The sequence below is a fragment of the Pseudomonas putida genome (assembly GCF_003228315.1).
GTDB classification, from domain to species: domain Bacteria; phylum Pseudomonadota; class Gammaproteobacteria; order Pseudomonadales; family Pseudomonadaceae; genus Aquipseudomonas; species Aquipseudomonas putida_S.
This window is the reverse complement of sequence record NZ_CP029693.1, coordinates 3,018,347-3,040,800: the sequence shown is the minus strand read 5'-3', so window position 1 is coordinate 3,040,800 and position 22,454 is coordinate 3,018,347. Positions and strand designations below refer to the sequence as shown.

Annotated in this window: 21 protein-coding genes; 8 read left to right on the top strand and 13 right to left on the bottom strand. The window is 61.9% G+C overall.

Annotation, left to right across the window (positions count from 1 at the left end; all coding sequences use genetic code 11):
* Positions 1-59: 59 nt before the first annotated feature.
* Together DKY63_RS14110 and DKY63_RS14105 are read left to right on the top strand one after the other, a co-directional pair.
* Positions 60-413, top strand: coding sequence for a putative quinol monooxygenase (locus DKY63_RS14110; protein WP_110964661.1), 354 nt, complete (start codon positions 60-62; stop codon positions 411-413).
* A gap of 44 nt (positions 414-457) precedes the next feature.
* Positions 458-700 carry a hypothetical protein gene (locus DKY63_RS14105; RefSeq protein ID WP_110964660.1) on the top strand — a complete coding sequence of 81 codons (243 nt, stop codon included), beginning with the start codon at positions 458-460 and terminating at the stop codon, positions 698-700.
* Here the strand turns inward: DKY63_RS14105 and DKY63_RS14100 are convergent, their stop codons facing one another.
* Together DKY63_RS14100 and DKY63_RS14095 are read right to left on the bottom strand one after the other, a co-directional pair.
* Positions 701-1,330 (bottom strand): flavin reductase family protein, encoded by a 630-nt coding sequence (locus DKY63_RS14100; protein ID WP_110964659.1) that lies wholly within the window; start codon positions 1,328-1,330, stop codon positions 701-703.
* A 233-nt stretch (positions 1,331-1,563) separates the two neighbouring features.
* Entirely contained in the window at positions 1,564-1,857 is a 294-nt protein-coding gene (locus DKY63_RS14095) for a hypothetical protein (protein WP_110964658.1), read from the bottom strand.
* A gap of 348 nt (positions 1,858-2,205) precedes the next feature.
* On the opposite strand from DKY63_RS14095, the gene DKY63_RS14090 reads away from it, so the two are divergent.
* The gene (locus tag DKY63_RS14090; RefSeq protein ID WP_110964657.1) at positions 2,206-2,961 is read left to right on the top strand and encodes a COG4705 family protein; all 756 of its coding nucleotides are present in this window, start codon (positions 2,206-2,208) and stop codon (positions 2,959-2,961) included.
* A 136-nt stretch (positions 2,962-3,097) separates the two neighbouring features.
* On the opposite strand, the gene DKY63_RS14085 is transcribed toward DKY63_RS14090, so the two are convergent.
* The 4 genes from DKY63_RS14085 to DKY63_RS14070 form a co-directional block, all read right to left on the bottom strand.
* Positions 3,098-4,417: an MFS transporter gene (locus tag DKY63_RS14085; RefSeq protein ID WP_110964656.1), complete on the bottom strand. Its 1,320-nt coding sequence runs from the start codon at positions 4,415-4,417 to the stop codon at positions 3,098-3,100.
* A 306-nt stretch (positions 4,418-4,723) separates the two neighbouring features.
* Positions 4,724-6,052 carry a sigma-54-dependent transcriptional regulator gene (locus tag DKY63_RS14080; RefSeq protein WP_110964655.1) on the bottom strand — a complete coding sequence of 443 codons (1,329 nt, stop codon included), beginning with the start codon at positions 6,050-6,052 and terminating at the stop codon, positions 4,724-4,726.
* Positions 6,046-7,812, bottom strand: coding sequence for an ATP-binding protein (locus tag DKY63_RS14075; RefSeq protein ID WP_110964654.1), 1,767 nt, complete (start codon positions 7,810-7,812; stop codon positions 6,046-6,048). Before DKY63_RS14075 ends, DKY63_RS14080 begins: the two co-directional genes overlap by 7 nt.
* A 231-nt stretch (positions 7,813-8,043) precedes the next feature.
* The gene (locus tag DKY63_RS14070) at positions 8,044-9,567 is read right to left on the bottom strand and encodes a fumarate hydratase (protein ID WP_110964653.1); all 1,524 of its coding nucleotides are present in this window, start codon (positions 9,565-9,567) and stop codon (positions 8,044-8,046) included.
* Between the two features lie 316 nt (positions 9,568-9,883).
* On the opposite strand from DKY63_RS14070, the gene DKY63_RS14065 reads away from it, so the two are divergent.
* The 3 genes from DKY63_RS14065 to DKY63_RS14055 are packed head-to-tail and all read left to right on the top strand — an operon-like array spanning position 9,884 to position 12,696.
* Positions 9,884-10,990: a GGDEF domain-containing protein gene (locus DKY63_RS14065; protein WP_110964652.1), complete on the top strand. Its 1,107-nt coding sequence runs from the start codon at positions 9,884-9,886 to the stop codon at positions 10,988-10,990.
* Complete coding sequence (locus tag DKY63_RS14060) at positions 10,983-11,918, top strand: iron-sulfur-binding ferredoxin reductase (RefSeq protein WP_110964651.1); 936 nt, start codon at positions 10,983-10,985, stop codon at positions 11,916-11,918. Before DKY63_RS14065 ends, DKY63_RS14060 begins: the two co-directional genes overlap by 8 nt.
* Before the next feature lie 28 nt (positions 11,919-11,946).
* Positions 11,947-12,696 (top strand): enoyl-CoA hydratase-related protein, encoded by a 750-nt coding sequence (locus DKY63_RS14055; protein WP_110964650.1) that lies wholly within the window; start codon positions 11,947-11,949, stop codon positions 12,694-12,696.
* Positions 12,697-12,877: 181 nt separating this feature from the next.
* Here DKY63_RS14055 and pyk read toward each other — a convergent pair whose 3' ends face one another.
* Positions 12,878-14,329, bottom strand: coding sequence for a pyruvate kinase (gene pyk / locus DKY63_RS14050; protein ID WP_110964649.1), 1,452 nt, complete (start codon positions 14,327-14,329; stop codon positions 12,878-12,880).
* A 202-nt stretch (positions 14,330-14,531) separates the two neighbouring features.
* Here pyk and DKY63_RS14045 point away from each other — a divergent pair, with 202 nt between their 5' ends.
* Both DKY63_RS14045 and DKY63_RS14040 read left to right on the top strand, forming a co-directional pair.
* The gene (locus DKY63_RS14045; protein WP_110964648.1) at positions 14,532-14,909 is read left to right on the top strand and encodes a tetratricopeptide repeat protein; all 378 of its coding nucleotides are present in this window, start codon (positions 14,532-14,534) and stop codon (positions 14,907-14,909) included.
* A gap of 246 nt (positions 14,910-15,155) precedes the next feature.
* Positions 15,156-15,515 carry a PilZ domain-containing protein gene (locus DKY63_RS14040; protein WP_110964647.1) on the top strand — a complete coding sequence of 120 codons (360 nt, stop codon included), beginning with the start codon at positions 15,156-15,158 and terminating at the stop codon, positions 15,513-15,515.
* A 125-nt stretch (positions 15,516-15,640) separates the two neighbouring features.
* On the opposite strand, the gene DKY63_RS14035 is transcribed toward DKY63_RS14040, so the two are convergent.
* Genes DKY63_RS14035 through DKY63_RS14010 form a run of 6 tightly spaced genes read right to left on the bottom strand, consistent with a single transcriptional unit; the run spans position 15,641 to position 22,384 of the window.
* Positions 15,641-16,972 carry a DUF58 domain-containing protein gene (locus DKY63_RS14035; RefSeq protein WP_110964646.1) on the bottom strand — a complete coding sequence of 444 codons (1,332 nt, stop codon included), beginning with the start codon at positions 16,970-16,972 and terminating at the stop codon, positions 15,641-15,643.
* On the bottom strand, positions 16,969-17,970 hold the full coding sequence (locus DKY63_RS14030; protein WP_110964645.1) for an AAA family ATPase: 1,002 nt from the start codon (positions 17,968-17,970) through the stop codon (positions 16,969-16,971). The genes DKY63_RS14035 and DKY63_RS14030 overlap by 4 nt, the downstream gene beginning before the upstream one ends.
* The gene (locus DKY63_RS14025) at positions 17,967-19,133 is read right to left on the bottom strand and encodes a DUF4350 domain-containing protein (protein WP_430523155.1); all 1,167 of its coding nucleotides are present in this window, start codon (positions 19,131-19,133) and stop codon (positions 17,967-17,969) included. Before DKY63_RS14025 ends, DKY63_RS14030 begins: the two co-directional genes overlap by 4 nt.
* A gap of 20 nt (positions 19,134-19,153) precedes the next feature.
* Positions 19,154-20,698, bottom strand: a complete 1,545-nt coding sequence (locus tag DKY63_RS14020; RefSeq protein ID WP_110964644.1) for a DUF4129 domain-containing protein — start codon at positions 20,696-20,698, stop codon at positions 19,154-19,156.
* Positions 20,685-21,662 carry a stage II sporulation protein M gene (locus DKY63_RS14015; RefSeq protein ID WP_110967922.1) on the bottom strand — a complete coding sequence of 326 codons (978 nt, stop codon included), beginning with the start codon at positions 21,660-21,662 and terminating at the stop codon, positions 20,685-20,687. Before DKY63_RS14015 ends, DKY63_RS14020 begins: the two co-directional genes overlap by 14 nt.
* Entirely contained in the window at positions 21,659-22,384 is a 726-nt protein-coding gene (locus tag DKY63_RS14010; RefSeq protein ID WP_110964643.1) for an RDD family protein, read from the bottom strand. Before DKY63_RS14010 ends, DKY63_RS14015 begins: the two co-directional genes overlap by 4 nt.
* Between the last annotated feature and the right edge of the window lie 70 nt (positions 22,385-22,454).

Sequence of the window (22,454 nt, the reverse complement as noted above, 5' to 3'; positions counted from 1 at the left end):
CCTTGGATCCTGTCGCAGCCCGTCCCAGGCTGCCACGCAACTCCCCGGGAGGATGGAACATGTCGAAGCAGATCCCCGTCAGTCATATGGCTTTTGTCCGCGCACGCGCCGGGCGTTCGCAAGAGCTGGGTGTGCGCCTGAGCGCACTGATCGAACCGTCCCGCGCGGCAGCGGGTTGCCTGAGTTTTGCCTTGCAGCATTCCCAGGGTGATCCGGACCTGTGGCTGGTGTCCGGTTTCTGGGTCAATCAAAAGGCCATGACCGCCTATTTCAGCACCCCGGCCATGGAGGTGTTTGCCGAGCTGGTGCAGGACCTGGTGGTCAACAGCCTGGATTTCCATACTTTCAAGGAGGTTTCGGAGGCGCAGGCCTTGCGTCAGTCCGGTGCGGCGGTACACAAACTGGCCGGTTGAGGGTTTAATGTCCGGCTTATTTTGACTGAGCCAGGATGTGTGACATGGCACGTAAAGAGTTTGAACACTTCGAAGCGGTTTCCGCTGTCGTTCCCGTCGAGTTGGGGGGCAACAAGGGCTATCACGCGGCGATTGCCGTCAAGGCACTGGTCGGTGGTGGTGCGCCACGCTTCCACAAGCTGTTGGAGGGTCAGGTTTTCCCGGGGGCCATCGCCGCCGATGAGGCCGCCATCCAGGAGCTGGAACGCCTCAAGGGTGTCGACGATGACGCCGAGCTGATCTGGTAACTACTTCTTCGCCCCCGGGCGATACATCTTGAATAACGCCTCAGGCCCCAGCTGAAAGTAATCCGCCGGCCCGCCGCCGCGCAGAATCGGTTCTGCCGCGGCGGTGTCGTAGACCCCGTCCTTCAACAGCCATTTGGCGATATGCACGGCGACCACCTCGCCGAGAATCAGCCAGCTCGGCACCACGTTCCCGTCCGCGCGCTGCAACTGAATGATCTGCGTGACCTTGCACTCGAAGGACACCGGGGTTTCGGCCACCCGTGGCACCGAGATGATTTTCGAGGCCACCGGGGTCAGTCCCGACAGCTCGAACTCGTCGACTTCCGGACCCACGTTGGCGCAGCTCTGGTTCATCTGCTCGGCCAAAGGCCGGGTCGCCAGGTTCCAGGCGAATTCGCCGGTCTGTTCGATGTTGTTCAGGCTGTCTTTGCGCCCGATGCTGGAAAAACCAATGATCGGCGGAATGTAGTTGAAGGCGTTGAAGAAACTGTAGGGCGCCAGGTTCAGGCGGCCCTCGGCATCCTGCGAGGAGATCCAGCCAATGGGACGCGGGCCGACGATCGCATTGAACGGATCGTGCGGCAGGCCGTGGCCGTTGGCGGGTTCGTAGAAGTGGATGTCGTCGGGCATGGGGGCAATCCTGGCGCTTTTCATGAGGCGGTCATGGTGCAAGGAGCGACGACATTTTTCCAGCCAATGAATTTCTGTAGGAGCAAAGCTTGCTCGCGATGACGGTGTATCAGCCACCAGTGATGCTGGATGTGCCGGCCTCATCGCGAGCAAGCTTTGCTCCTACAGGGAATCGCGTGCTCCAGAAATGACCAAGCCCGGCCGAGGCCGGGCTTTGGTGTCACCGGGGTGAATCAGCTGATGGATGCGCCACCAGTGCGATCGTAGCCATCGGCGGCGACGGTAGCGCCACCAGTGCGGTCGTAGCCGTCGGCGGCGACGGTAGCGCCACCAGTGCGATCGTAGCCATCGGCGGCAACGGTGGCACCGCCAGTGCGATCGTAGCCATCAGCGGCAACGGTAGCGGAGCCAGTGCGGTCGTAGCCGTCTGCTGCGACAGCAGAACCGGTGCGGTCGAAACCGTCGGCGGCGAAGGTGTTGGCGGCCAGTACGGACAGGGCAATCGCAAGGAACAGTTTGGTTTTCATTTTCATTCTCCAGATTCGTTGGCGTTTTGTGTCTTGGGCATGGGTTTCATGCTACGCCAATTAAACTGATTAAAAAGCGCAAAATAATGTTAGAAACAATCGATTAATTAGATGTTAAGGCTGTCGAGCTTTTTCGCTTTTCAGACACTGATGAGCGCAAGGCAATTAATCGATTAGGCAGGATCAGGATGGAGGGCGAGCATTAACTCGTGATTAATCGGCTCTTTTGCCTGCGTGACAGAATTTTCATAAACCGCTTACCCATTTTTCACCCCCTGTTCTCCAGTCTGCGCGCCATCGGATAAAACGAAGAAATACGGCCGTCTTGACCATTGGAGCTGCACCTCGATGAATAAACTTCCTCAAATCACCCTGGCGTTCTGGGTGATGAAAATCTGCGCGACGACCCTGGGGGAAACCGCCGGCGACTTGCTGTCGATGACGCTTAATGTCGGTTATGCCGTCAGCTCGCTGATTCTGATCAGCGTGTTTGTGCTGACCCTGGTCACGCAACTGATGTCCAAGACCTACAAACCGATGCTGTACTGGATCGTGATCCTGTCGACCAGCACCGCCGGTACCACCATGTCCGACTTCATGGACCGCACCCTCGAACTGGGCTATGCCACGGGGTCGATGATCCTGATTGCGATTTTGCTGGGCATCTTTGCGGCCTGGCGCCTGAGCGGCGATTCGCTGAACGTGAGCAAGGTCCAGACGTTCCGCGGCGAGATGTTCTACTGGATGGCGATTCTGTTCTCCAACACCCTGGGCACGGCGTTGGGCGATTATCTGGCCGATGATTCCGGCCTTGGCTTCGCCGGCGGCGCGCTGTTGATCGGCTCGACCATCGCGGTGGTGGTGCTGCTCAAATACTTCACGAAGATTTCGACAGTGGTGCTTTTCTGGGTGGCGTTCGTGCTCACCCGACCGTTCGGTGCGACCCTGGGCGACTTGATGACCAAGCCCCATGAAAAGGGTGGCCTGGATTTCGGCACCATCGGTTCGTCGGCGGTGTTGGCGGGGATTCTGCTGGTGATGATCGTGGGGGCGTCGATGGCGCAGAAGCGCTTCGGGAAACAGCCGGTTGCCGAGTTGTCCTGATACCGAGGTGAACCCATCGCGAGCAAGCTTTGCTCCTACAGTGGTGTGTCGTTCGCAAGTTTGGCGAACGACAAAAATCCGTAGGAGCAAGGCTTGCCCGCGATGAGGCCAGTACAGCCACCATCAATTGTGGCTATTAGTCAGTAACAATCCGCGAATGCTTCTGGGTGTCCTTCATGGTGACGTACACCAGCAACGAAATGGCGATGCACCCCGTCACGTACCAGTAGTAGCCGCTTTCCATGCCGATGCTCTTGAACCACAGGGCGATGTATTCAGCGGTGCCGCCGAAGATCGATACGGTCAGTGCATACGGCAGGCCGACGCCCAGGGCGCGGATTTCGGTCGGGAACAGTTCGGCTTTGACCACCGCGTTGATCGAGGTGTAGCCGCTGACGATGATCAGCGCCGCCATGATCAGGAAGAACGCACCCCACCAGGTCTGGATGGTGTGCAGGGTCATCAGGATCGGTACGGTGAAAATCGTGCCCAGTACGCCGAAGGCGATCAGGATCGGACGACGACCGATCTTGTCCGACAGCCCGCCGATGATCGGTTGCAGGCACATGAACAGGAACAGCGTGGCCGCGGAAATGGTGGTGGAGTCGGAAATGCTCATGCCGACGGTGTTCACCAGGTATTTCTGCATGTATGTGGTGTAGGTGTAGAACGCCAGCGTACCGCCCATGGTCAGGCCGACCACGGTCAGCAGTTCTTTCGGATGGCGCAGCAAGGTGCGCATCGCGCTTTCCTTGGCCTTCTCTTTTTTCACGAACGACTCGGTTTCTTCCATGCCGCGACGCAGATAGAGCGCGACCACGGCACACAGCGCGCCGATGGCGAACGGAATGCGCCAGCCCCAGGCATACAGCTGTTCGGTGGTCAGGGTTTGCTGCAGGACGATCAGCACCGCCAGCGCGATGAGCTGGCCGGAAATCAGGGTCACGTACTGGAAGCTGGAGTAGAAGCCACGACGTTCCTTGGTGGCCATCTCGCTGAGGTAAGTGGCGGAGGTACCGTATTCGCCGCCAACCGAGAGGCCCTGCAGCAGACGGGCGAACACCAGCAGGATCGGCGCGAAAATGCCGATGACTTCATAGCTCGGGCTCAGGGCGATCAGCAGCGAGCCGAAGCACATCAGATAGACCGAAGCCATCAGCGCCTTTTTGCGCCCGACCTTGTCGGCGTACAGGCCCATGAGCCAGCCACCGATCGGCCGCATCAAAAAGCCCACGGCAAAGATCGCAGCGGTGTTCATCAGCTGTGCGGTGGAGGAGCCGGCAGGGAAAAAGGTCTTGGCGAAGTACAGGGAGAAGGCGGCATAGACGTACCAGTCATACCACTCGACCATGTTGCCGACAGAACCGCTGAAGATCGATTTGATGCGATTGGCAGTGGTTCTTTCTTTGGTCGGCACGGCAGCCGACCCAAGGGGCAGGGTATTGGAGTTATCCATTGAAGGATCCTTCGTTTAGTTGTTTTTGTGGAGCGCGCTTGAACGCCGCCTGAAGGGGCTATAGCAGGAGCTGTGCCAAGGGGGAGAGGGCCGGTTTAGAGGGGTTGACCAGTTTTGGTGAGCGGAAATCCGCTTATATGTAATTGGGTGTGAGCGGAAAATCGCTCATTCTTCCAGATAGTTTTGTTGTATGTGCCGACCCCATCGCGAGCAGGCTCGCTCCCACAATGGCAAGGCGTTCACCGATCTACTGTGGGAGCGAGCCTGCTCGCGATGAGGTCAGATCAAACACCAAAAAAATCAGCCTTAGGGAAGGAACATCTCTCTGGCAAGCCCATGCCGCTGCATCTTTTCATTGAAGGTACGACGCGGCAGTTGCAGTTCTTCCAGCACCGCCTTGACGTCCCCCTTGTGCCGGCTCAGCGCCGCGCGCAGGCATTGCGCTTCAAAGGCTTCCTGCTGTGCGGCCAATGATTGCCCGGGCTCGATGCCCGCCGGCAGCGGCTCGCCCAGCCCCAGGACCTGACGTTCGGCCGCGTTCGCCAGTTCGCGCACGTTGCCCGGCCAGTCGTGGCTCAGCAGGTAGCTCAACTGCGGCCCGCTCAAGGGCGAAAAACTGCGGCCCAGGCGTTCGGCGGCCTGTCGGGCGAAAGCCTCGTACAACAGGGGAATGTCTTCGCGGCGGTCGCGCAACGGTGGCAGGCGCAGTTCGGCGACGTTCAGGCGATAGGCCAGGTCCTCGCGAAAACGCCCGGCTCGCGCTTCGTCGAGCAGGTCCGGCTTGGTCGCAGCGATGATCCGCAAATCCACGCGAATACTCTGGTTCGACCCCAGGCGCTCCAGCTTCTGCTCCTGCAACACCCGCAGCAGTTTCACCTGCTGCGCCAGAGGCATGCTTTCGATCTCATCGAGAAACAAAGTGCCGCCGTCGGCATATTCGAGTTTGCCGATGCGCTTGCCCTGGGCGCCGGTGAAGGCACCGCTTTCATGGCCGAACAGCTCGGCCTCGAACAGTTGCTCGGGGATGGCCGCGCAGTTCAAGGCGACAAAGGGTTTGTCGGCACGGGGTCCGAAGTCGTGCAGGCAGCGGGCAACCAGTTCTTTGCCGCTGCCGGTTTCGCCGCGGATCAATACGTTGACCGGCAGTGCCGCCAGGTCCAGCACTTGCCCGCGCAACGTCTGCAAGCTGCGCGAAACCCCGAGCAGCGTCGCATCGAGCTTGACGCGGTTGTCGGCCTGCTCGTGCAAGGCGCGGTTTTCCAGGACCAGACGGCGCTTGTCCAAGGCGCGGCGCAGGCTGCCGAGCAGGGTTTCGGGGGTGAAGGGTTTTTCCAGAAAATCGTAGGCGCCATCGCGCATGGCATCGACCGCCATCGGCACATCACCGTGACCGGTCAGCAGGATCACCGGCAGGTCGGCATCGCGGCGCTGCACTTCGGCCAGCAGTTCCAGGCCGGTCATGCCGGGCATGCGCACATCGCTGAGAATCACCCCGGCAAAATGCCTGGGCAGTTGCGCCAGGCACTCATCGGCGCGGCTGAACAACTGCACCTCGAAACCCGACAGGCTCAGCCATTGCTCGACGGCACTGCGGATGCTGCTTTCGTCGTCGACCACCATCACAGAATTCAGCATGAACCGTGGGCCTCCAGATCGATGGGCAGGGTCAGGGCAAACACCGCGCCGTTGGCATGATTATCGGCGGTCAGGCGTCCGCCCGATTCATGCACGATAGCGAAAGACACCGCCAGGCCGATACCCAGGCCATCGCCCACAGGCTTGGTGGTGAAAAACGGGTCGAACACTTTCGGCAGGTTTTCTTCGGCGATGCCGCTGCCATTGTCGATGACGCTCAATCGCCAGGTCTGTTCGATGGCTTCGAGACGGATTTCCAGGCGCTTGCAGGTTTTGTCGCGCATGGCGTCCAGGGCATTGCGCAGCAGGTTGATCAGCACTTGCTCCAGACGAATCGCATCGCCGCGCACCCAGGCCGGGCGTGTCAGGTGCAGCACGGTACTGACCTGCTCATCGCGCAACCGCGTATCGAGCAGTTGCAGCGCCTGATCCACCACCGCCGCCAGGTCCAAACGCTCGCGCAAGCCGCTGGGGCTCTTGCGGGCGAAGGTTTTCAGGTGGCCGGTGAGGGCGGCCATACGGGTGAGCATCTCGTCGACGGGCTTGAGGGCTGCGTAGGCTTCATCGACCCGACCGTGGTCGAGCAGCAGGCGCAGGGTGGCCAACTGCATGCGCTGCGCGGTCAGCGGCTGATTGATTTCATGAGCCAGGGCGGCCGACATCTGCCCGAGGGCGGCCAGCTTGGCCGATTGCACCAGTCCTTCCTGGGCTGTACGCAGGTCGCGGGTGCGTTCTTCCACCAGTTGCTCAAGCTCCTCGCGGCTGCGCTGGCGCATTTTCGCCAGGCGCCAGCGCTGGTTGAGGAACAGCAGCAGAAACACCAGTGTCAGCCACAGCCCGGCAGCGGCGAGCGCGGCGTTGCGACTGTCTTCGAACGCCACCTGCGGGCGGCGCAGCAGGTGCAAAGTCCAGCCTTCGGCAGCCAGCGGCAGGGATTCCCACAGATAATCCGCCTGACCGTCCGGACCTTGCACACGGGCCAGCTCGCTGTTGTCATCGAAGCGTCGCAGCGAGTGATAGTCCAGAGGGGTCAGCGGTTGCTTGTCGTATTGACGGGTGGCCTTGAGTTCGGCGTGATCGTGGTCGTTCAACGGCTTTAGCAGGCGATAGCGCCAGCCCGGTTGGTTGGCGATGAACACGATCCCGCGGGCATCGCTGACCAGCAAGGTATCGCTGCCCTGGCTCCACTCCCGTTCCAGTTCCGGAAATTCCAGCTTGACCACCATGGCGCCGAGAAACTGCCCGTCGTCGTTGGTCACGGCGCTGGACAGGAAGTAACCCGGAATGCCGCTGGTCACCCCCACAGCATAAAAGCGCCCGGTGCCCTGGGTGCGGGTCTGGTTGAAGTAAGGGCGGAAGCCATAGTTGTGGCCAACATAACTGCTGGGCAGTCGCCAGTTGCTTGCGGCGACGGCAAGACCGGTGCGGTCCAGCAATTCCAGGGTCGAGGATTCGGCGGCGCCGTTGATTTGTTCCAGCTTGCGGTTCAGTACGTCCTGTTGCGTGGGGCTGACCGGTCCCTTGAGCGCGTCGCGCAATTGCGGGTCCAGCGCCAGCACCGAGGGCAGGGCGCGGTAGCGTTCGATCAGGGTGTGCAGGGAGGTGGCATAAAGCCCCAATTGCTGATTGGCGCGGGCTGCGTCTTCGACCATGGATTGGCGCACGGCATGGCGCATCGCCAGAGTGGCGGCGATGACGGCGCCGGCGATGATGACCAGGGTATAGAGCGTCAGGCGCAGGGGGCGGGATGACAGGAACATGCAGGCATTACACACGGTGGTACGGAGGGGGCGCACCATAACATGGGCTGCCGGGCCCTTGTAGGAGCGAGCCTGCTCGCGATGGACGTCAACGATAACGCGGGGCATCTGGCAGCCCGAGTCGTTCATGCGACCATCGCGAGCAGGCTCGCTCCTACAGGGGATATGGGCAGGCAATAAAAAAGGCGACAGGGGCCAAGCCCTGTCGCCTTTTTCGGTCAATCGAAGCGCTTACTGCACTTCGACCGCCAGGCTTTCACTGATCTTTTGCTGCCAGATGGCAGGACCGGTGATGTGTACCGACTCGCCCTTGCTGTCGACCGCAACGGTCACTGGCATGTCTTTGACCTCGAACTCGTAGATCGCTTCCATACCCAGCTCGGCGAAGGCTACGACGCTGGACTTCTTGATCGCTTGCGCCACCAGGTAAGCCGCGCCGCCCACTGCCATCAGGTAAACGGCCTTGTGGTCCTTGATCGCGTCGATCGCGGTCGGGCCGCGTTCGGATTTGCCGATCATGCCCAACAGGCCGGTTTGCTCGAGGATCTGACGGGTGAACTTGTCCATCCGCGTGGCGGTGGTAGGACCTGCTGGGCCAACCACTTCTTCGCGCACCGGATCAACCGGGCCGACGTAGTAGATGAAGCGACCCTTGAGGTCCACCGGCAGGGATTCACCCTTGTTCAGCATCTCGACCATGCGCTTGTGCGCAGCGTCGCGACCGGTGAGCATCTTGCCGTTGAGCAGGATGGTTTCGCCCGGCTTCCAGCTCTGCACTTCTTCCGGGGTCAGGGTGTCGAGGTTGACGCGACGGGCCGACGGGCCGGCTTCCCAGACGATTTCCGGGTAGGCGTCCAAAGGTGGCGCTTCCAGCGAGGCCGGGCCGGAACCGTCAAGCACGAAGTGCGCGTGACGGGTGGCGGCGCAGTTCGGGATCATGCACACCGGCAGGGACGCGGCGTGGGTCGGGTAGTCCATGATCTTCACGTCGAGCACGGTGGTCAGGCCACCGAGGCCCTGGGCGCCGATGCCCAGCTGGTTGACCTTCTCGAACAGCTCCAGGCGCATCTCTTCGATGCGGTTCTGTGGGCCACGGGCTTTCAGCTCGTGAATGTCGATGGACTCCATCAACACTTCCTTGGCCATCACCGCGGCTTTCTCGGCGGTGCCGCCGATGCCGATACCCAGCATGCCCGGTGGGCACCAGCCGGCACCCATGGTCGGAACGGTCTTGAGCACCCAGTCGACGATCGAGTCGGACGGGTTGAGCATGGCCATTTTCGACTTGTTCTCGGAACCGCCGCCCTTGGCCGCCACGTCCACTTCCACGGTGTTACCCGGAACGATGGAGTAGTGGATAACGGCAGGGGTGTTGTCCTTGGTGTTCTTGCGAGCGCCCGCCGGGTCGGCGAGGATCGAAGCGCGCAGGACGTTTTCCGGCAGGTTGTAGGCGCGACGAACGCCTTCGTTGATCATGTCGTCCAGGCTCATGGTGGCGCCATCCCAACGCACGTCCATGCCCACGCGGACGAACACGGTCACGATGCCGGTGTCCTGGCAGATCGGACGGTGGCCGGTGGCGCACATGCGCGAGTTGATCAGGATTTGCGCCATGGAATCACGGGCTGCCGGCGATTCTTCGCGCAGGTAGGCCTCGTGCATCGCCTGGATGAAATCCACGGGGTGGTAGTAGGAAATGAACTGCAGGGCGTCGGCAACGCTCTGAATCAGGTCGTCTTGCTTGATCACGGTCATGAGTCGCGCTCCTCTAAAAGACGGGAACATTCAATAAGGTGCTTGCAGCTTGGGTGCATCGGTCGGTTGCAAGCACCTTTCAAGGCACGCCGGGCATGCTGGCGCGACGCTAAAAAGGCGCGGCAGTATAACGCGCCTCGCTCAAGGGCACACGCGCCGGTAGTCAATCGTTGGTCGCATATCGGACAGTGAGTTTGACGCCAGGTCTTCGTCCCTGAAAATTGGATGGTCATTTATCGGCCACGCCACTAAAGTGACATACGGTCTGTAGAGTAGAGACGCTCTACCAGCCTCCTTTCATTCGGTGAGTCAACGATTGACCCATAACGCCATTCAACGCCTGCTGATCAAACGTTTTGCCCTAGCGGCTGGCACCTATGCGCTGGCATTGCTGTTGGTGTGGCTGGCGTTTTTTACCGGCCACTATGAAGACTCGCTGGCGGGCATGGCCATTGGCAGCTCGCTGGTGGTCATCAGCCAGGCGGCGCTGTTCGCGCTGTTTTATTCCGGCGCCAATCTGCGGTTTTCCGACCCCAGCCTGACCGAAGCCCAGGTGATATTGGGCCTGGGCTGGCAAACCTGGCTGATTGCCCACCTGGACAATGCGCGCGGGGCCTTCCTGGTTTTTTATGTCCTGATCCTGTTGTTCGGGCTGTTCCACCTGTCCCGTCGATCATTCTTGCGCTGCGCCTTGCTGGTGTTCTTCAGTTTCAGCGCGATCACGCTGTGGGAGGGCTACCACATGCGGTTACCCGACCCGGCCCTGGCGGCGTTGCAGGTGTGCGTGCTGCTGATCGTGCTGGTCTGGCTGGTGCTCTATGCCGGTTATGTCCAGGCCTCGCGCCATCGCATGCGCCAGCGGCGCTTTGCGTTGCAGGCACACCAGGACACTTTGCGCGGCATGATGCGCCAACTGGAAGACCTGGTGGCCACCGACGAATTGACCGGGCTGTTCAACCGCCGGCATTTCCTGCGCCTGGCCTCCCGAGAACTCAATATGATGGATCCCGATGTGGTGCACGGTCTGGCGCTGATCGACCTTGACCATTTCAAACGTATCAATGACATGCACGGGCACGCCGCCGGCGATCAGGTGCTGCAAGCCTTCGCCGGCGTCGCCACTGCTTGCTTGCGCGACGGTGATGTACTGGCCCGTTATGGCGGCGAGGAATTCGTGGTGCTGTTGCCCGATTGCGATGCGGACAGCCTGACCTCCTGCTGCGAGCGCCTGCGCATTGCGTTTACCGATGTCGAGTTGATCGGCCTGAGCGTGCGTAACCTCAGCCTGTCCGCGGGCATGACGTTGCTGGCGCCGGGGGACGATCTCGACGATGCCTTGCAGCGGGCCGATCAGGCGCTGTATCGCGCCAAGCGTGACGGGCGCAACCGTTGTGCCGCAGCGTGGGAAAACGTCGATGCCTGAGCTGCGGGTTGGTGAACGCCAGTGGTCGGTGGCAGCGGGCAGCAATCTGCTCGATGCGCTGAATCACAATGGCGTGGCAGTGCCCTATAGCTGTCGCGCCGGCAGTTGCCATGCATGTCTGGTGCAGTGTGTGCAGGGACTGCCGAGCGACAGCCGGCCCGATGCCTTGAGCGCGGAGCAACGGCAGCAGGGCTGGCGACTGGCGTGTCAGTGCCAGGTGGTCGAGGACTTGCAGGTGCACACCTTCGACCCGCTTCGGGATGGCCGCCCGGCCGAGGTCGCTGCGGTCGATTGGTTGAGCGACAGCGTTTTGCGGCTGCGCCTGACTCCGCAGCGCCCATTGCGCTACAGCGCCGGCCAGCATCTGGTGCTGTGGGCGGGGAATGTGGCAAGGCCGTATTCCCTCGCCAGCCTGCCGGAAGACGACCGGTTTCTGGAGTTCCACCTCGATTGCCGTCTGCCCGGGGAGTTCAGCGACGCGGCACGCCAACTGAAGATCGGCGACCCGATCCGTCTGGGCGAGTTGCGCGGTGGCGCCCTGCATTACGATCCCGACTGGCACACCCGCCCCTTGTGGCTGATGGCGTCCGGTACCGGGCTGGGGCCGTTGTTCGGTGTACTGCGCGAAGCGTTGCGCCAGGATCACCAGGGCACGATCCGCGTCATTCACCTGGCCCATGATGCCAGCCAGCATTACCTGGCCAAGCCCTTGCAGGCCATGGCGGCCAGCCGCGCGAACCTGAATATCGAGCTGTGGACCGCGGCCGAGTTGCCAGCGGCTTTGGCGCAACTGCGGCTTGTTTCCCGGCAAACCCTGGCCTTACTCTGCGGAGCCCCCGACAGTGTCGACGCCTTTGCCCGACGCCTGTATCTGGCGGGATTGCCGCGCAATCAACTGCTGGCCGATGTGTTCCTGCCCCGTGGTTGAGCGCTGATTTTCAGACGCGAGACCTGCCATGACCGACGCTATCCTGATCGAACGCGAACGCGGCCTGCTGACCCTGCGCCTCAATCGCCCGGAAAAGAAAAACGCCCTGACCCGAGCCATGTACAGCCAATTGGCCGAGGCGCTGAAGCGGGCCGACAGCGACCCAGAAATCAATGCCGTATTGATCACAGGGTCCAGTGAGTGCTTCACCGCCGGCAACGATATCGCTGACTTCGTCCAGCAACCGCCGAGCAACCTCGACAGCCCGGTGTTTCATTTCATGCTCAACCTGCTCGAATGCCGCAAACCGGTGATCGCCGCGGTGGCCGGTGCGGCGGTGGGTATCGGTACGACGCTGTTGCTGCATTGCGACCTGGTGTACGTCAGCCGTGATGCGCGCTTGCGCATGCCGTTCGTCAACCTGGGCCTGTGCCCGGAATTCGGCTCCAGTTTGATCCTGCCGCGTTTGCTTGGGCAGGCGAAAGCGGCGGAGTTGTTGCTGCTGGGCGAAGGTTTCAATGGTGAGCAGGCGGCCGTCTGGGGCATTGCGTCCGAAGCCTTGGGCAGTGGCGAAGAGACATTGGCCAGGGCGCGGGAGATGGCGCTGCGCTTCGAGTCGTTGCCACCGGAGGCGGTGCGGATCAGCAAGCAATTGATGAAGGCGCCGGATCGGGAGTTGCTGAGAAAGGTAATAGAAGAAGAGGGGGCGTTGTTCACCCAAAGGTTGCGCTCGCCGGAGGCGATGGCGGCGTTGTCCGGGTTTATCAACAGGCATTGAGTTTTTTATTGGCTGTTCTGGCCTCATCGCGGGCAAGCCTTGCTCCTACGGACGGTGGAGATCCTGTAGGAGCAAGGCTTGCCCGCGATGGGGCCAGAACAGACAACACATCTTCAGGCTCCGAAAACAAAAAGCCCCGCCATTCACATGGCGGGGCTTTTGTCTTTCAGCAGCCGGTCACTCAGACCTGCGGATCGCCAACGTGCAGGATCTTCATGCCGTTGGTGCCACCGGTAGTGTGGTAGCTGTCGCCCTTGGTCAGGATGACCCAGTCGCCTTTCTCCACCACGCCGCGCTTGACCAGCTCGTCAATGGCTTTCTGGCTGACTTCGTTCGGTGCCAGCGAGGCCGGATCGAACGGGATGGTGTACACGCCACGGAACATTGCCGCGCGAGCCTGGGCTTCGCGGTGCGGGGTGAACGCGTAGATCGGCACCGAGGAGCGGATGCGCGACATGATCAGCGGGGTGTAGCCGCTTTCGGTCAACGCGATGATCGCCTTCACGCCCGGGAAGTGGTTGGCCGTGTACATGGTGGCCAGGGCGATGCTTTCGTCGCAACGCTCGAAGGTCTTGCCGATGCGGTGGCTGGAGGTCTTGCTGGTCGGGTGCTTTTCCGCGCCGATGCAGATACGGGCCATGGCCTGTACGGCTTCGAGCGGGTAGGCGCCGGCGGCGGACTCGGCCGAGAGCATCACGGCGTCGGTGTAGTCGAGCACGGCGTTGGCCACGTCGGACACTTCGGCACGGGTCGGCATCGGGTTCTGGATCATCGACTCCATCATCTGGGTCGCCACGATCACCGCCTTGTTGTGGCGACGTGCGTGCAGAATGATCTTCTTCTGGATGCCCACCAGTTCGGCATCGCCGATTTCCACGCCGAGGTCGCCACGGGCCACCATCACCGCGTCGGAGGCCTGGATCAGGTCATCGAGGGTTTCGTCGTCGGCCACGGCTTCGGCGCGTTCGATCTTCGCCACCAGCCAGGCGGTACCGCCGGCTTCGTCGCGCAGTTGACGGGCGTATTGCATGTCGGCGGCGTCGCGTGGGAAGGACACGGCCAGATAGTCCAGGTCCATTTCCGCGGCGAGCTTGATGTCGGCCTTGTCTTTTTCGGTCAGGGCCGGAGCGGTCAGGCCGCCACCACGACGGTTGATGCCTTTGTGGTCGGACAGCGGGCCGCCGATGGTCACCACGCAATGCAGTTCGGTGGCGGTGGCGGTTTCAACGCGCATCACCACGCGGCCGTCGTCGAGCAGCAGCTCGTCGCCCACGCCGCAGTCCTTGACCAGATCCGGGTAGTCGATGCCGACCACCTGCTGGTTGCCTTCGGTCAGCGGATGGCTGGTGGAGAAGGTGAACTTGTCACCGATCTTCAGCTCGATGCGCTTGTTGGCGAACTTGGCGATACGGATTTTCGGGCCTTGCAGGTCACCCAGCAGGGCGACGAAGCGGCCGTGCTTGGCGGCCAGGTCACGCACCAGCTTCGCGCGAGCCTTGTGCTCGTCGGGGGTGCCGTGGGAGAAGTTCAGGCGGGCGACGTCCAGGCCAGCCAGAATCAGCTGTTCGAGAACTTCCGGCGAGTTACTGGCCGGGCCAAGGGTGGCGACGATTTTGGTACGACGGACGGACATGCAAAGACTCCTGAGTTCAAGCGCTGAGTGAGGCTACTATGCTCCGCAGGTGTAGTCATTGTTCGTATGCACTACTTTTTTCGAAGAGCTTTGTTTTTTCTTTCTTTATTGAACTCTGCAATTGAGAGGCACAACTTTATGCCTTGGCGCCTGAAGATTTCCGTCCACGGGTCGATAAAGCGTTCAAGACAGGAGATTCCCCATGCGATTCGTACTCATTGCCGCCCTTGCCCTGTTCGGTGCCACGGGCTGCGTCCGGTTTGCCATGAACCATCATTTGAACAATGCCTACAGTGCCTATGACCGTGGCAATTGCGAGCAGGTGATGCTCGAGTTGTCCAAGGTCGAGCGCGACAGCCGGGCCCGGCCGTATGTCTGGCCGGAAGTGTCGATGATGCGCGGTCAGTGCCTGGAACGGCAGAAAATGTTCATCGATGCCGCCCAGACCTACCAGTTCATCATCGCCACCTATCCGCAGAGCGAATACGCCTACCGCGCCCGTGCCCGCCTGGAAACCCTGGCGAGCCTGGGGCATTACCCGATGCGCAGTGCCGCAGCGGTACGCCCGACGCAGTTCTGATGCTGGTTATCATTCAATAGCTGGCCGACCCGCGGCGGTGAGCTATAGTCGAATAGATCGGTTTAGAGCCTGGTTTCTAAACTGCAGCAACACCTGTGATCGGCAGGAGTAAGCGGCAGCGGTTGACGGACTGTCGCGCCAGGATCGGGGAGAGCGGGCCGCATCTGCCTGGACGTATCAGTTGGCAGGCCTGTTCCGAAGCATTAGTGCGGCCCTGCTTAAGGGTCTAGCGAAGCGAATTCAGCAATGTTCACTGACCGCCGGATCGAGCGGCATCAACTGCCGTATTTCCTGAAAGTATTCAACAGTGTCACTGACAAACCCATCGGTTACCTGGGCAATGTCTCCGAACACGGGCTGATGCTCATCAGCCAGTTGCCCATGATGATAGGCGCGGACTTCGGCTTGCGCCTGAAAATTCCGGTCGGCGATGGGTGCCAGCAGATCATCGATCTGCGGGCGTGCTGCCTGTGGTGCCACGAAGATCAAACCCCCCAGTACTATGACGCCGGGTTCAGCCTGCAGCGTGCCCCGCCGGAATATGGGCAATTGGTGGAGGCGTTGAAGCAGTACTTCAGTTTCCAGACGTTGTCGGCTTCGGCCTGAAGCTTCAAAAGCTTCGCGAGCAGGCTCGCTCCCACAGTTGATCTGCGTGATTCACACAATCCCCTGTGGGAGCGAGCCTGCTCGCGATGGCGTCGGCTCGGGCGGTGGAGATCCAGCTGACCCGATCAAACACTCCCACCGCGCTTCCAGCTCAAATACTGCGTCACCAGTTGCGTACCCAATTCCCCTGGCCGCGCATCCAGCACCGGCACGCCATGGGCGCTCAGCCGCTCATGCAGTTCGGCCCGTGCATTGAGGTAATCCACCGTGCCGCAATAGGCCAGCGCCTCGGGCAAGGTCTGCACTGGCGTTTGCCGCAGGTTGTCGAGCACCTCTTCGCGCAGACTGGTGACCAGCACCCGATGGTGCCGGCTCAGGCGTTTGACGGCGGTGAGCAGTTCTTCATCGTCTTCGTCCCGCAGGTTGGTCATCAGCACCATCAGTGCCCGGCGTTTCTGGCGGGCGAGCAGTTCGGTGATGGCCGCTTGATAGTCGGCGCTGCGCTGGCTGCTGTTCAGGTCGTAGACGGTGTTGAGCAGGACATTGAGTTGTCCGCTGCCTTTGACCGGGGCGAGGTAGCGCGGTTGATCGCTGGCGAAAGTACACAGACCCACGGCATCCCCCTGGCGCAGCGCGACGTAGCTCAGCAGCAGGCACGCATTAAGCGCATGGTCGAAATGCGCCAGCTCGGCGTCCTGGCTGCGCATGCGGCGCCCGCAGTCGAGCATGAACACGATCTGCTGGTCGCGTTCGTCCTGGTATTCCCGGGCAATCGGCGCCCTCTGACGGGCGGTGGCTTTCCAGTCGATTTGCCGCAGGCTGTCGCCCTCGCGAAATTCGCGCAACTGATGAAACTCCATCCCTTGACCACGTCGTTGACGCTGGCGCACGCCGAGTTGGCTGAGCCAGTTATCCACAGCCAGCAGTTGACCGCCGTAGAGGTGGGCGAAATCGGGATAGACCCGCGTGTGGTCCGTCACATTGAGCAAACGCTTGTCGGACCACAGCCCCAGCGGCCCCGGCAGGTTGATTTCGCAGCGTTCGAAACTGAAATGCCCGCGCTTGAGCGGGCGCAGGCGGTAGTCCATCAGGCTGCGCTGGCCCGGCTGCAGTTGCACGGTCATTGGCAGGTGCTCGAAGCTCAGGCCGTCGGGTACGTGGTCGAAAAGTTGCAGCTCCAGCGGCTGCGCAAAGTCGTGTTCAAGCTCCAGTCGCACCTCACTCCAGCGCCCCAGCGCCAGGCTGCCTGGCATGCGCCGCAGCAGGCGCGGCGAGGGCAGGCGCTTGAGGCGCACTGCATCGATCAGCGCCAGGATCATGAGTGCCAACAGCAGGCCCCAGTTGATCCGCGACAGGTAAGCCGGCAACCCGAACTCCAGTGCCTGCAAGGTGCCCAGCACGATGCCGACGGCCAGCAACAGCGCGAGCCAGAGCAACAGAAGGCGAGTCGGTTTCACAGGCGCGGCGCCGGCACTTGATCGAGCAGCTGGCGCAGCACCTGATCCACATCCAGCCCTTCGATATCCAGCTCTGGCGCGATACGCACGCGATGGCGCAATACCGCCAGCGCGCAGTGCTTGATGTCATCCGGAATGACGAACTCGCCGCCGCGCAATAAAGCCCGTGCCCGGGCGCAACGCACCAGCGCAATCGAGGCCCGAGGACCTGCACCGAGGGTCAGGCCGGGCCAGCTGCGGGTGGTACGGGCCAGGCGCACGGCGTAATCGAGCACTTGGTCGTCCAGTGGCAGGTCGCTGGCGATGCGCTGCAAGGCCAGCACATCCTTGGCCTGCAGGATCGTGCGCAGTGGCTGTACATCGAGCATGTCGGCGCGGGTCGAGCGACTGACCTGGCGCACCATGTCCAGCTCCTGCGCGGCGTCGGGATAGTCCATGCGCACCTTGAGCATGAAGCGATCCAGCTCGGCTTCCGGCAGCGGGTAAGTGCCTTCCTGTTCGATCGGGTTTTGCGTGGCCAGGACCATGAACGGTTGCGCGATGGGCAGGGCGCGGCCTTCGAGGGTGACCTGCCGTTCCTGCATGGCTTCGAGCAGCGCGGCCTGGGTCTTGGCCGGTGCCCGGTTGATCTCGTCGGCCAGCAGCAGGTTGGTGAACAGCGGGCCTTTGCGCAGTTTGAATTGTTCGGTCTGCAGGTCGTACACCGCATGCCCCGTGACATCGCTGGGCATCAGGTCCGGGGTGAACTGGATACGTGCGAACTCACCAGCAAAGCAGCGTGCCAGCGCCCGCACCAGCAAGGTCTTGCCCAGCCCCGGCACGCCTTCGAGCAACACGTGGCCACCGGCAATCAATGCGCCGAGTACGTCGTCGATGACGCTGTCCTGGCCGATCACCGCCTTTTGCAGTTCGGTGCGTATCGCCTGGGCCAACTGGCTGGCGCGTTGCCGTTGCTGCATGGCGTGAGCGGCGGTATCGGGCTCTTTCGGGTCCGTCATAAAGCGTTCCTCAAGGTTTGCAGATGGGCGACTTGACGACTGAATTCGGCACTGGACAGCCGCCGCTTCGGTCGCGGGCTCATGGCCTGGCTGATGGCGCGTGTGGGTTGCCGGGTCAGGCGCGACAGCACCAGCCATTGTTCGGCGACGGCCAGTTGGTCGTATCCGGGATGCCGATGGCGAACCCGGCGCAGGATGTCCTGTTGCAAGGCTTGCAGCAGGCTGTGCTGGCCGTTGCGCCGCAACATGAAGTCGGCACTGGCGCGCACATGTTCCAGCAGTTGCCGGCGAGTTTTCGGCGCCGGCGCCTGCAATGGCCCATGGCGTACACCGACATGCCACAGGCCCAATCCGATCAGGGCGATCAGCGCCACCAGCGCCTGGGGGAAATAACGCAGCAACAAGGTCCACAGGTTGTCGTGATCGCTGTCGTACATCAGGGTCACGTGGGTGTCGGCCGTCAGATACCAGAGCAGCCAGGCGTTGTCGTACAGGCCGATGGCCGGGGTTTTCCACAGGTCGGCGTCGGTCACCACGATAATCGAGCCCAGCCCGTGGTTGAGTTGCATCATGTGCGTGGCTTTGGCGCTGTTGGCCCAGGCCTGGGCGAGGTTGTTCGGGTCTTCGAGGTGGAACGCGGTATCGAAGCCGGCATAGGCGGGTGCGTCTTCGTTTTCCAGATACAGCTTTGTCAGCTTCGGGTAGGGGTCGGCGGCATTGTCATTGCCACTGCCGTTATCGTCGCCGGGCGGTGGGTCCTTGAGATCCTTGCTCAAAGATTGATGCAGCTGCACACGGTCGAGCAGCAGGTCGTTGCTGCGCCCGGCCTTTTCGTCCCACAGCGATTGGGCGACGAACAAAAGACGCCCGCCGGCCCGGGTCCAGTTCATGACTTGATCAATCTGCCGGGGCGTCATGTTGTAGCGATCCCCGAGCAGCAGCAGGCTGTTCCGGCGTGGTTCCAGCCTGGGCAGGATGTCGAGACTGTTGGCATGGCTGACGCTCAGGCCCTGTTGGCGCAGGAAGTGCTCGGCGGCGAGGTAGGGATTGGCCTGGGCTTCCGGCGAGGGACCGTGGTCGATCTGATCCGCATAGGGAATGGCCTTGACGTATAGATAGAGGGCCAGCGCACCCAGCAGCACGGCGATCAGGATGCCGAGCATCAACGGCCTGTTGCGACGGTTCAACGAATCGCCCCCGGCCCGAACAAGGCGCGCCAGCCATCGCACAATTGCTGCCGCGAATCCTGCGGTGGCAGGCGATGCCCATAGGCCATGTTCTGCCAGTGCATTGTCAGGTCCTGGCTGAAGGCCAGCAGGGCCGGTTGCTGCAGCTGCCTGATGCGCTCCAGCACCTGGCCTTCGGTGTCGGCCGCCTTGAGCACGAGGTTGAAATCATTCAACAAGTGACTGAGCAGGGCACGATAGAGCAGGCCGAGTGCTTCTCGGGGCCGGGTTTGCCAGAGGCTTTCGGCGCTGGCGGCAATGTCGGCCGGCAAGGTGTCGCGGCCGAGGTCCAGGCCGAACGCCTGTTGCGGCATCGCAGGCGGGGCTTTCTTGCGAGGAAGAGGGCGACGACTGACGAACGTCTGCAGCCAGTCGCGGTAACGCCAGATCAACACGCCGATGGCAAGGATCACCGCGCCCCACAGAAAGGTTTCGATCACTGTCGCCACTGAGCCGAAGCGCTGGCTGCCAAATAACTCCAGCAATGCCTTGAGCCACGCCGGCGTCTGGTTATCGTCCGGGGATTGGGCGGTGGCCTTGTCGTCACCGAAGCGATAGCGGGTAACGGTTTCCAGGTTCTTGAACGGTGGTTGTTCGAGGAGGGTCTGGATGCTGGCCCGGGAGGCCTGACTGGTCAGGGGTTGCTGCAGCAGACGCGGGCTATCGGGTGAGGGCACCGGCTCTGCAGCCCAGACATGTTGGCTGGCAGGCATCAGCACAATCGCTGCCAGTAACAGCCCGGCGGCGGTCGTGCTCAAGCGCTGGCGCAGGCGGCGGAACACCAGTTCGATGTCCCAGGCTTCCAGCACGGTGCGCCGGTTCAGATAAAGGCTGAAGCCGCAGGCGACATAAATCGGTTCCCACAGCACCAGCACCAGGACATAGAAGGCATTGGTCAGGTGTTCCAGCCAGCGCCAATCCTGGTTCGCGGCCGCGATCAGCGATTGCCAGCTCCAGTCCACGGCCACCTGCTGCGGCAGGAGCAGATAAAACAGCACCGTCAGGCCGATCCAAAGCGCGGTTTCCAAGTGTGCGCCAATGACCGTCAGCCATCGCGCCGCATTGGCATCACGTTGCAACAGGACTCGCAAACGCTGTTGTCGCGCATCACCGCCAAGGCCTTCGAGCTGGATGACCGGCAGCAGGAAGCTGCGACACAGGCTCAAGCGACGCCAGGTCAGGCTGGCCAGCAGTTGCGGCTTGAGCAGTCGTGGCCATTGGTAAAGAGCCTGTTTGAGCGTGGGGGTTTCACCGAACAGGGCCTTGGACAGGATGTACAGCGGCAGGCGCTCGAACGCCGGTTTCAACCACCAGAAGATGATCACCGCCCAGGACGGCGACTCCCAGAACAGCCAGGTCAACAGGGCAAACACCGGCAGCGTCACCAGGGCCCAACTGGTCATCAGCAGGCGTCGATGGCGCTGGTTCAGCAACACGCCCAGGTCCATGGCTTCCCAGGTCGGGCGCGGGCGGATGACCACACTGGCATCACTCAGGCGCATGGCGGACCCGTCCGGCAAACAGCAGATAGCCTGCGATCAGCAGCCAAAGTGCCGCGCCGACCAGGTATTTGGTCAATAGCGCCGGTGCGGTCATCGACGACCAGTAGGCTTCGATAAACGCAGCAATCAGCAGAAACAGCATGACCCCGCAAATCAGCAACACACTCTTGCGTGCCGCCAGACGCAAGGCTTCGGCACGGGACAGGCGTCCCGGCGCGATCAGCGCCCAGCCCAGTTGCAGGCCCGCGGCGCCGGCCAGGGCAATGGCGGTCAGTTCGAAGGCGCCATGCCCGATGACGAAGGACCAGAAGGTCTGCCCGAAGCCAATCTGCGTCAGGTGGCCGGCCACCGTGCCGATGATCATGCCGTTGAAGAACAGGAAAAATGCGCTGCCCAGGCCAAACAGCAAACCGCTGGCGAAGGTCTGAAAGGCGATCCCGATGTTATGCATGATGTAGTAGCCGAACATCACCCAGTCTTCGCTGGCGGCGCGTTCCGCCGAGCGTCCGAGGTGACCGGCCTGGGGGTCGTACATGCTTTGCATTTCGCTGACCTGCTCGGCGGGCATCAGGTTGTAGACCAGGTCCGGAAACAGGTAAACCAGCAAGGCAAAGCCGATCAGGCTGCCGAAAAACAGCAGGCTGGCCGCCAGCACGAAACGCCACTGTTCGCGCACCAGACGCGGGAAACCGACGAGGATGAACCCCAGCACATGGGCGCCCAGGTGGCTTCGATGGCGATACAGCTGTTGATGCCCGCGCAGCACTTGTTGTTGCAGGGAGTCGATCAGGAAACTGCTGTAACCGCGCTCCCGGGCCAGTGCCAGGTGTTGGCAAATGCGTCGATAGTCGCCGGGAAAATTGTCCATCCCCGTGGCGTTCCTGTCGCGTTCCAGCCTTTGCAGCAGGCCGTCGAACTGCTCCCATTCGGCCATGTGCCGATGTTCGAAAAGACTTTGCTTCATGCCGGACCCAACAGCCCGCGGGCGATGCCATTGAGTTCGGCGGCCGCCTGCGGCACAGGTACTTGCAGGGGTTGGGCGAGGATGGCGGCCAGTTCATTGACCCGGGCATCGGAGAGGCCGGCCTGGCGTTCGGCGAACCCGAGAATGGCGCGCTGTTCGGACAGTGTCAGGGCGAAGGGCGCGTGGCGCGGTTGGGCGGCGGGCAGTTGCGGGCGGGTGAGGGGTTGTTCGCGGTAGATCACCAACGTACCGGCGGCAAGGTCGCCGAGGCGCTTGAACCCCGGCGTTTGCAGGCAGCTGATGGCACCGAGGAAGTAACCGAAGGGCAGCAGATCTACAAAGCGCAGCAGGTTACGCAGCAGCGAGGCAGACCAGCCAACGGGCGTGCCGTCATCCTGCACCACCCGCAGGCCCATCCATTGCTTGCCCGGTGAGCGGCCCTGGTTGAGGACTTCGAACAGCACCATGTACCACCAGCTCACGCCGAAGATCAGCAGCGAACCCAGGCCCATGCCCAGCTTGCCAAGCATCGAAAGCGCCACGAACAGCAGGCCGAGGATCAAACCGCGCAGCGCCAGGTCGATGGAGAACGCCAATGCGCGGACCATCAGCCCGGCCGGCCGCAATGGCAAATCGATGCCTTCCGGCGTTTCGACCTGATACCGCGTATCCAGTGGCGGGGACAGCGTCGCTTTCCGTTGCAGTGCTGCGGTCTCGAACATGGGCAACCTGATGTTGTGGCCTGATCGGGAGGGACTCGTCTTCTCGATGCTAGCAGCCTTGCCTGGGAAA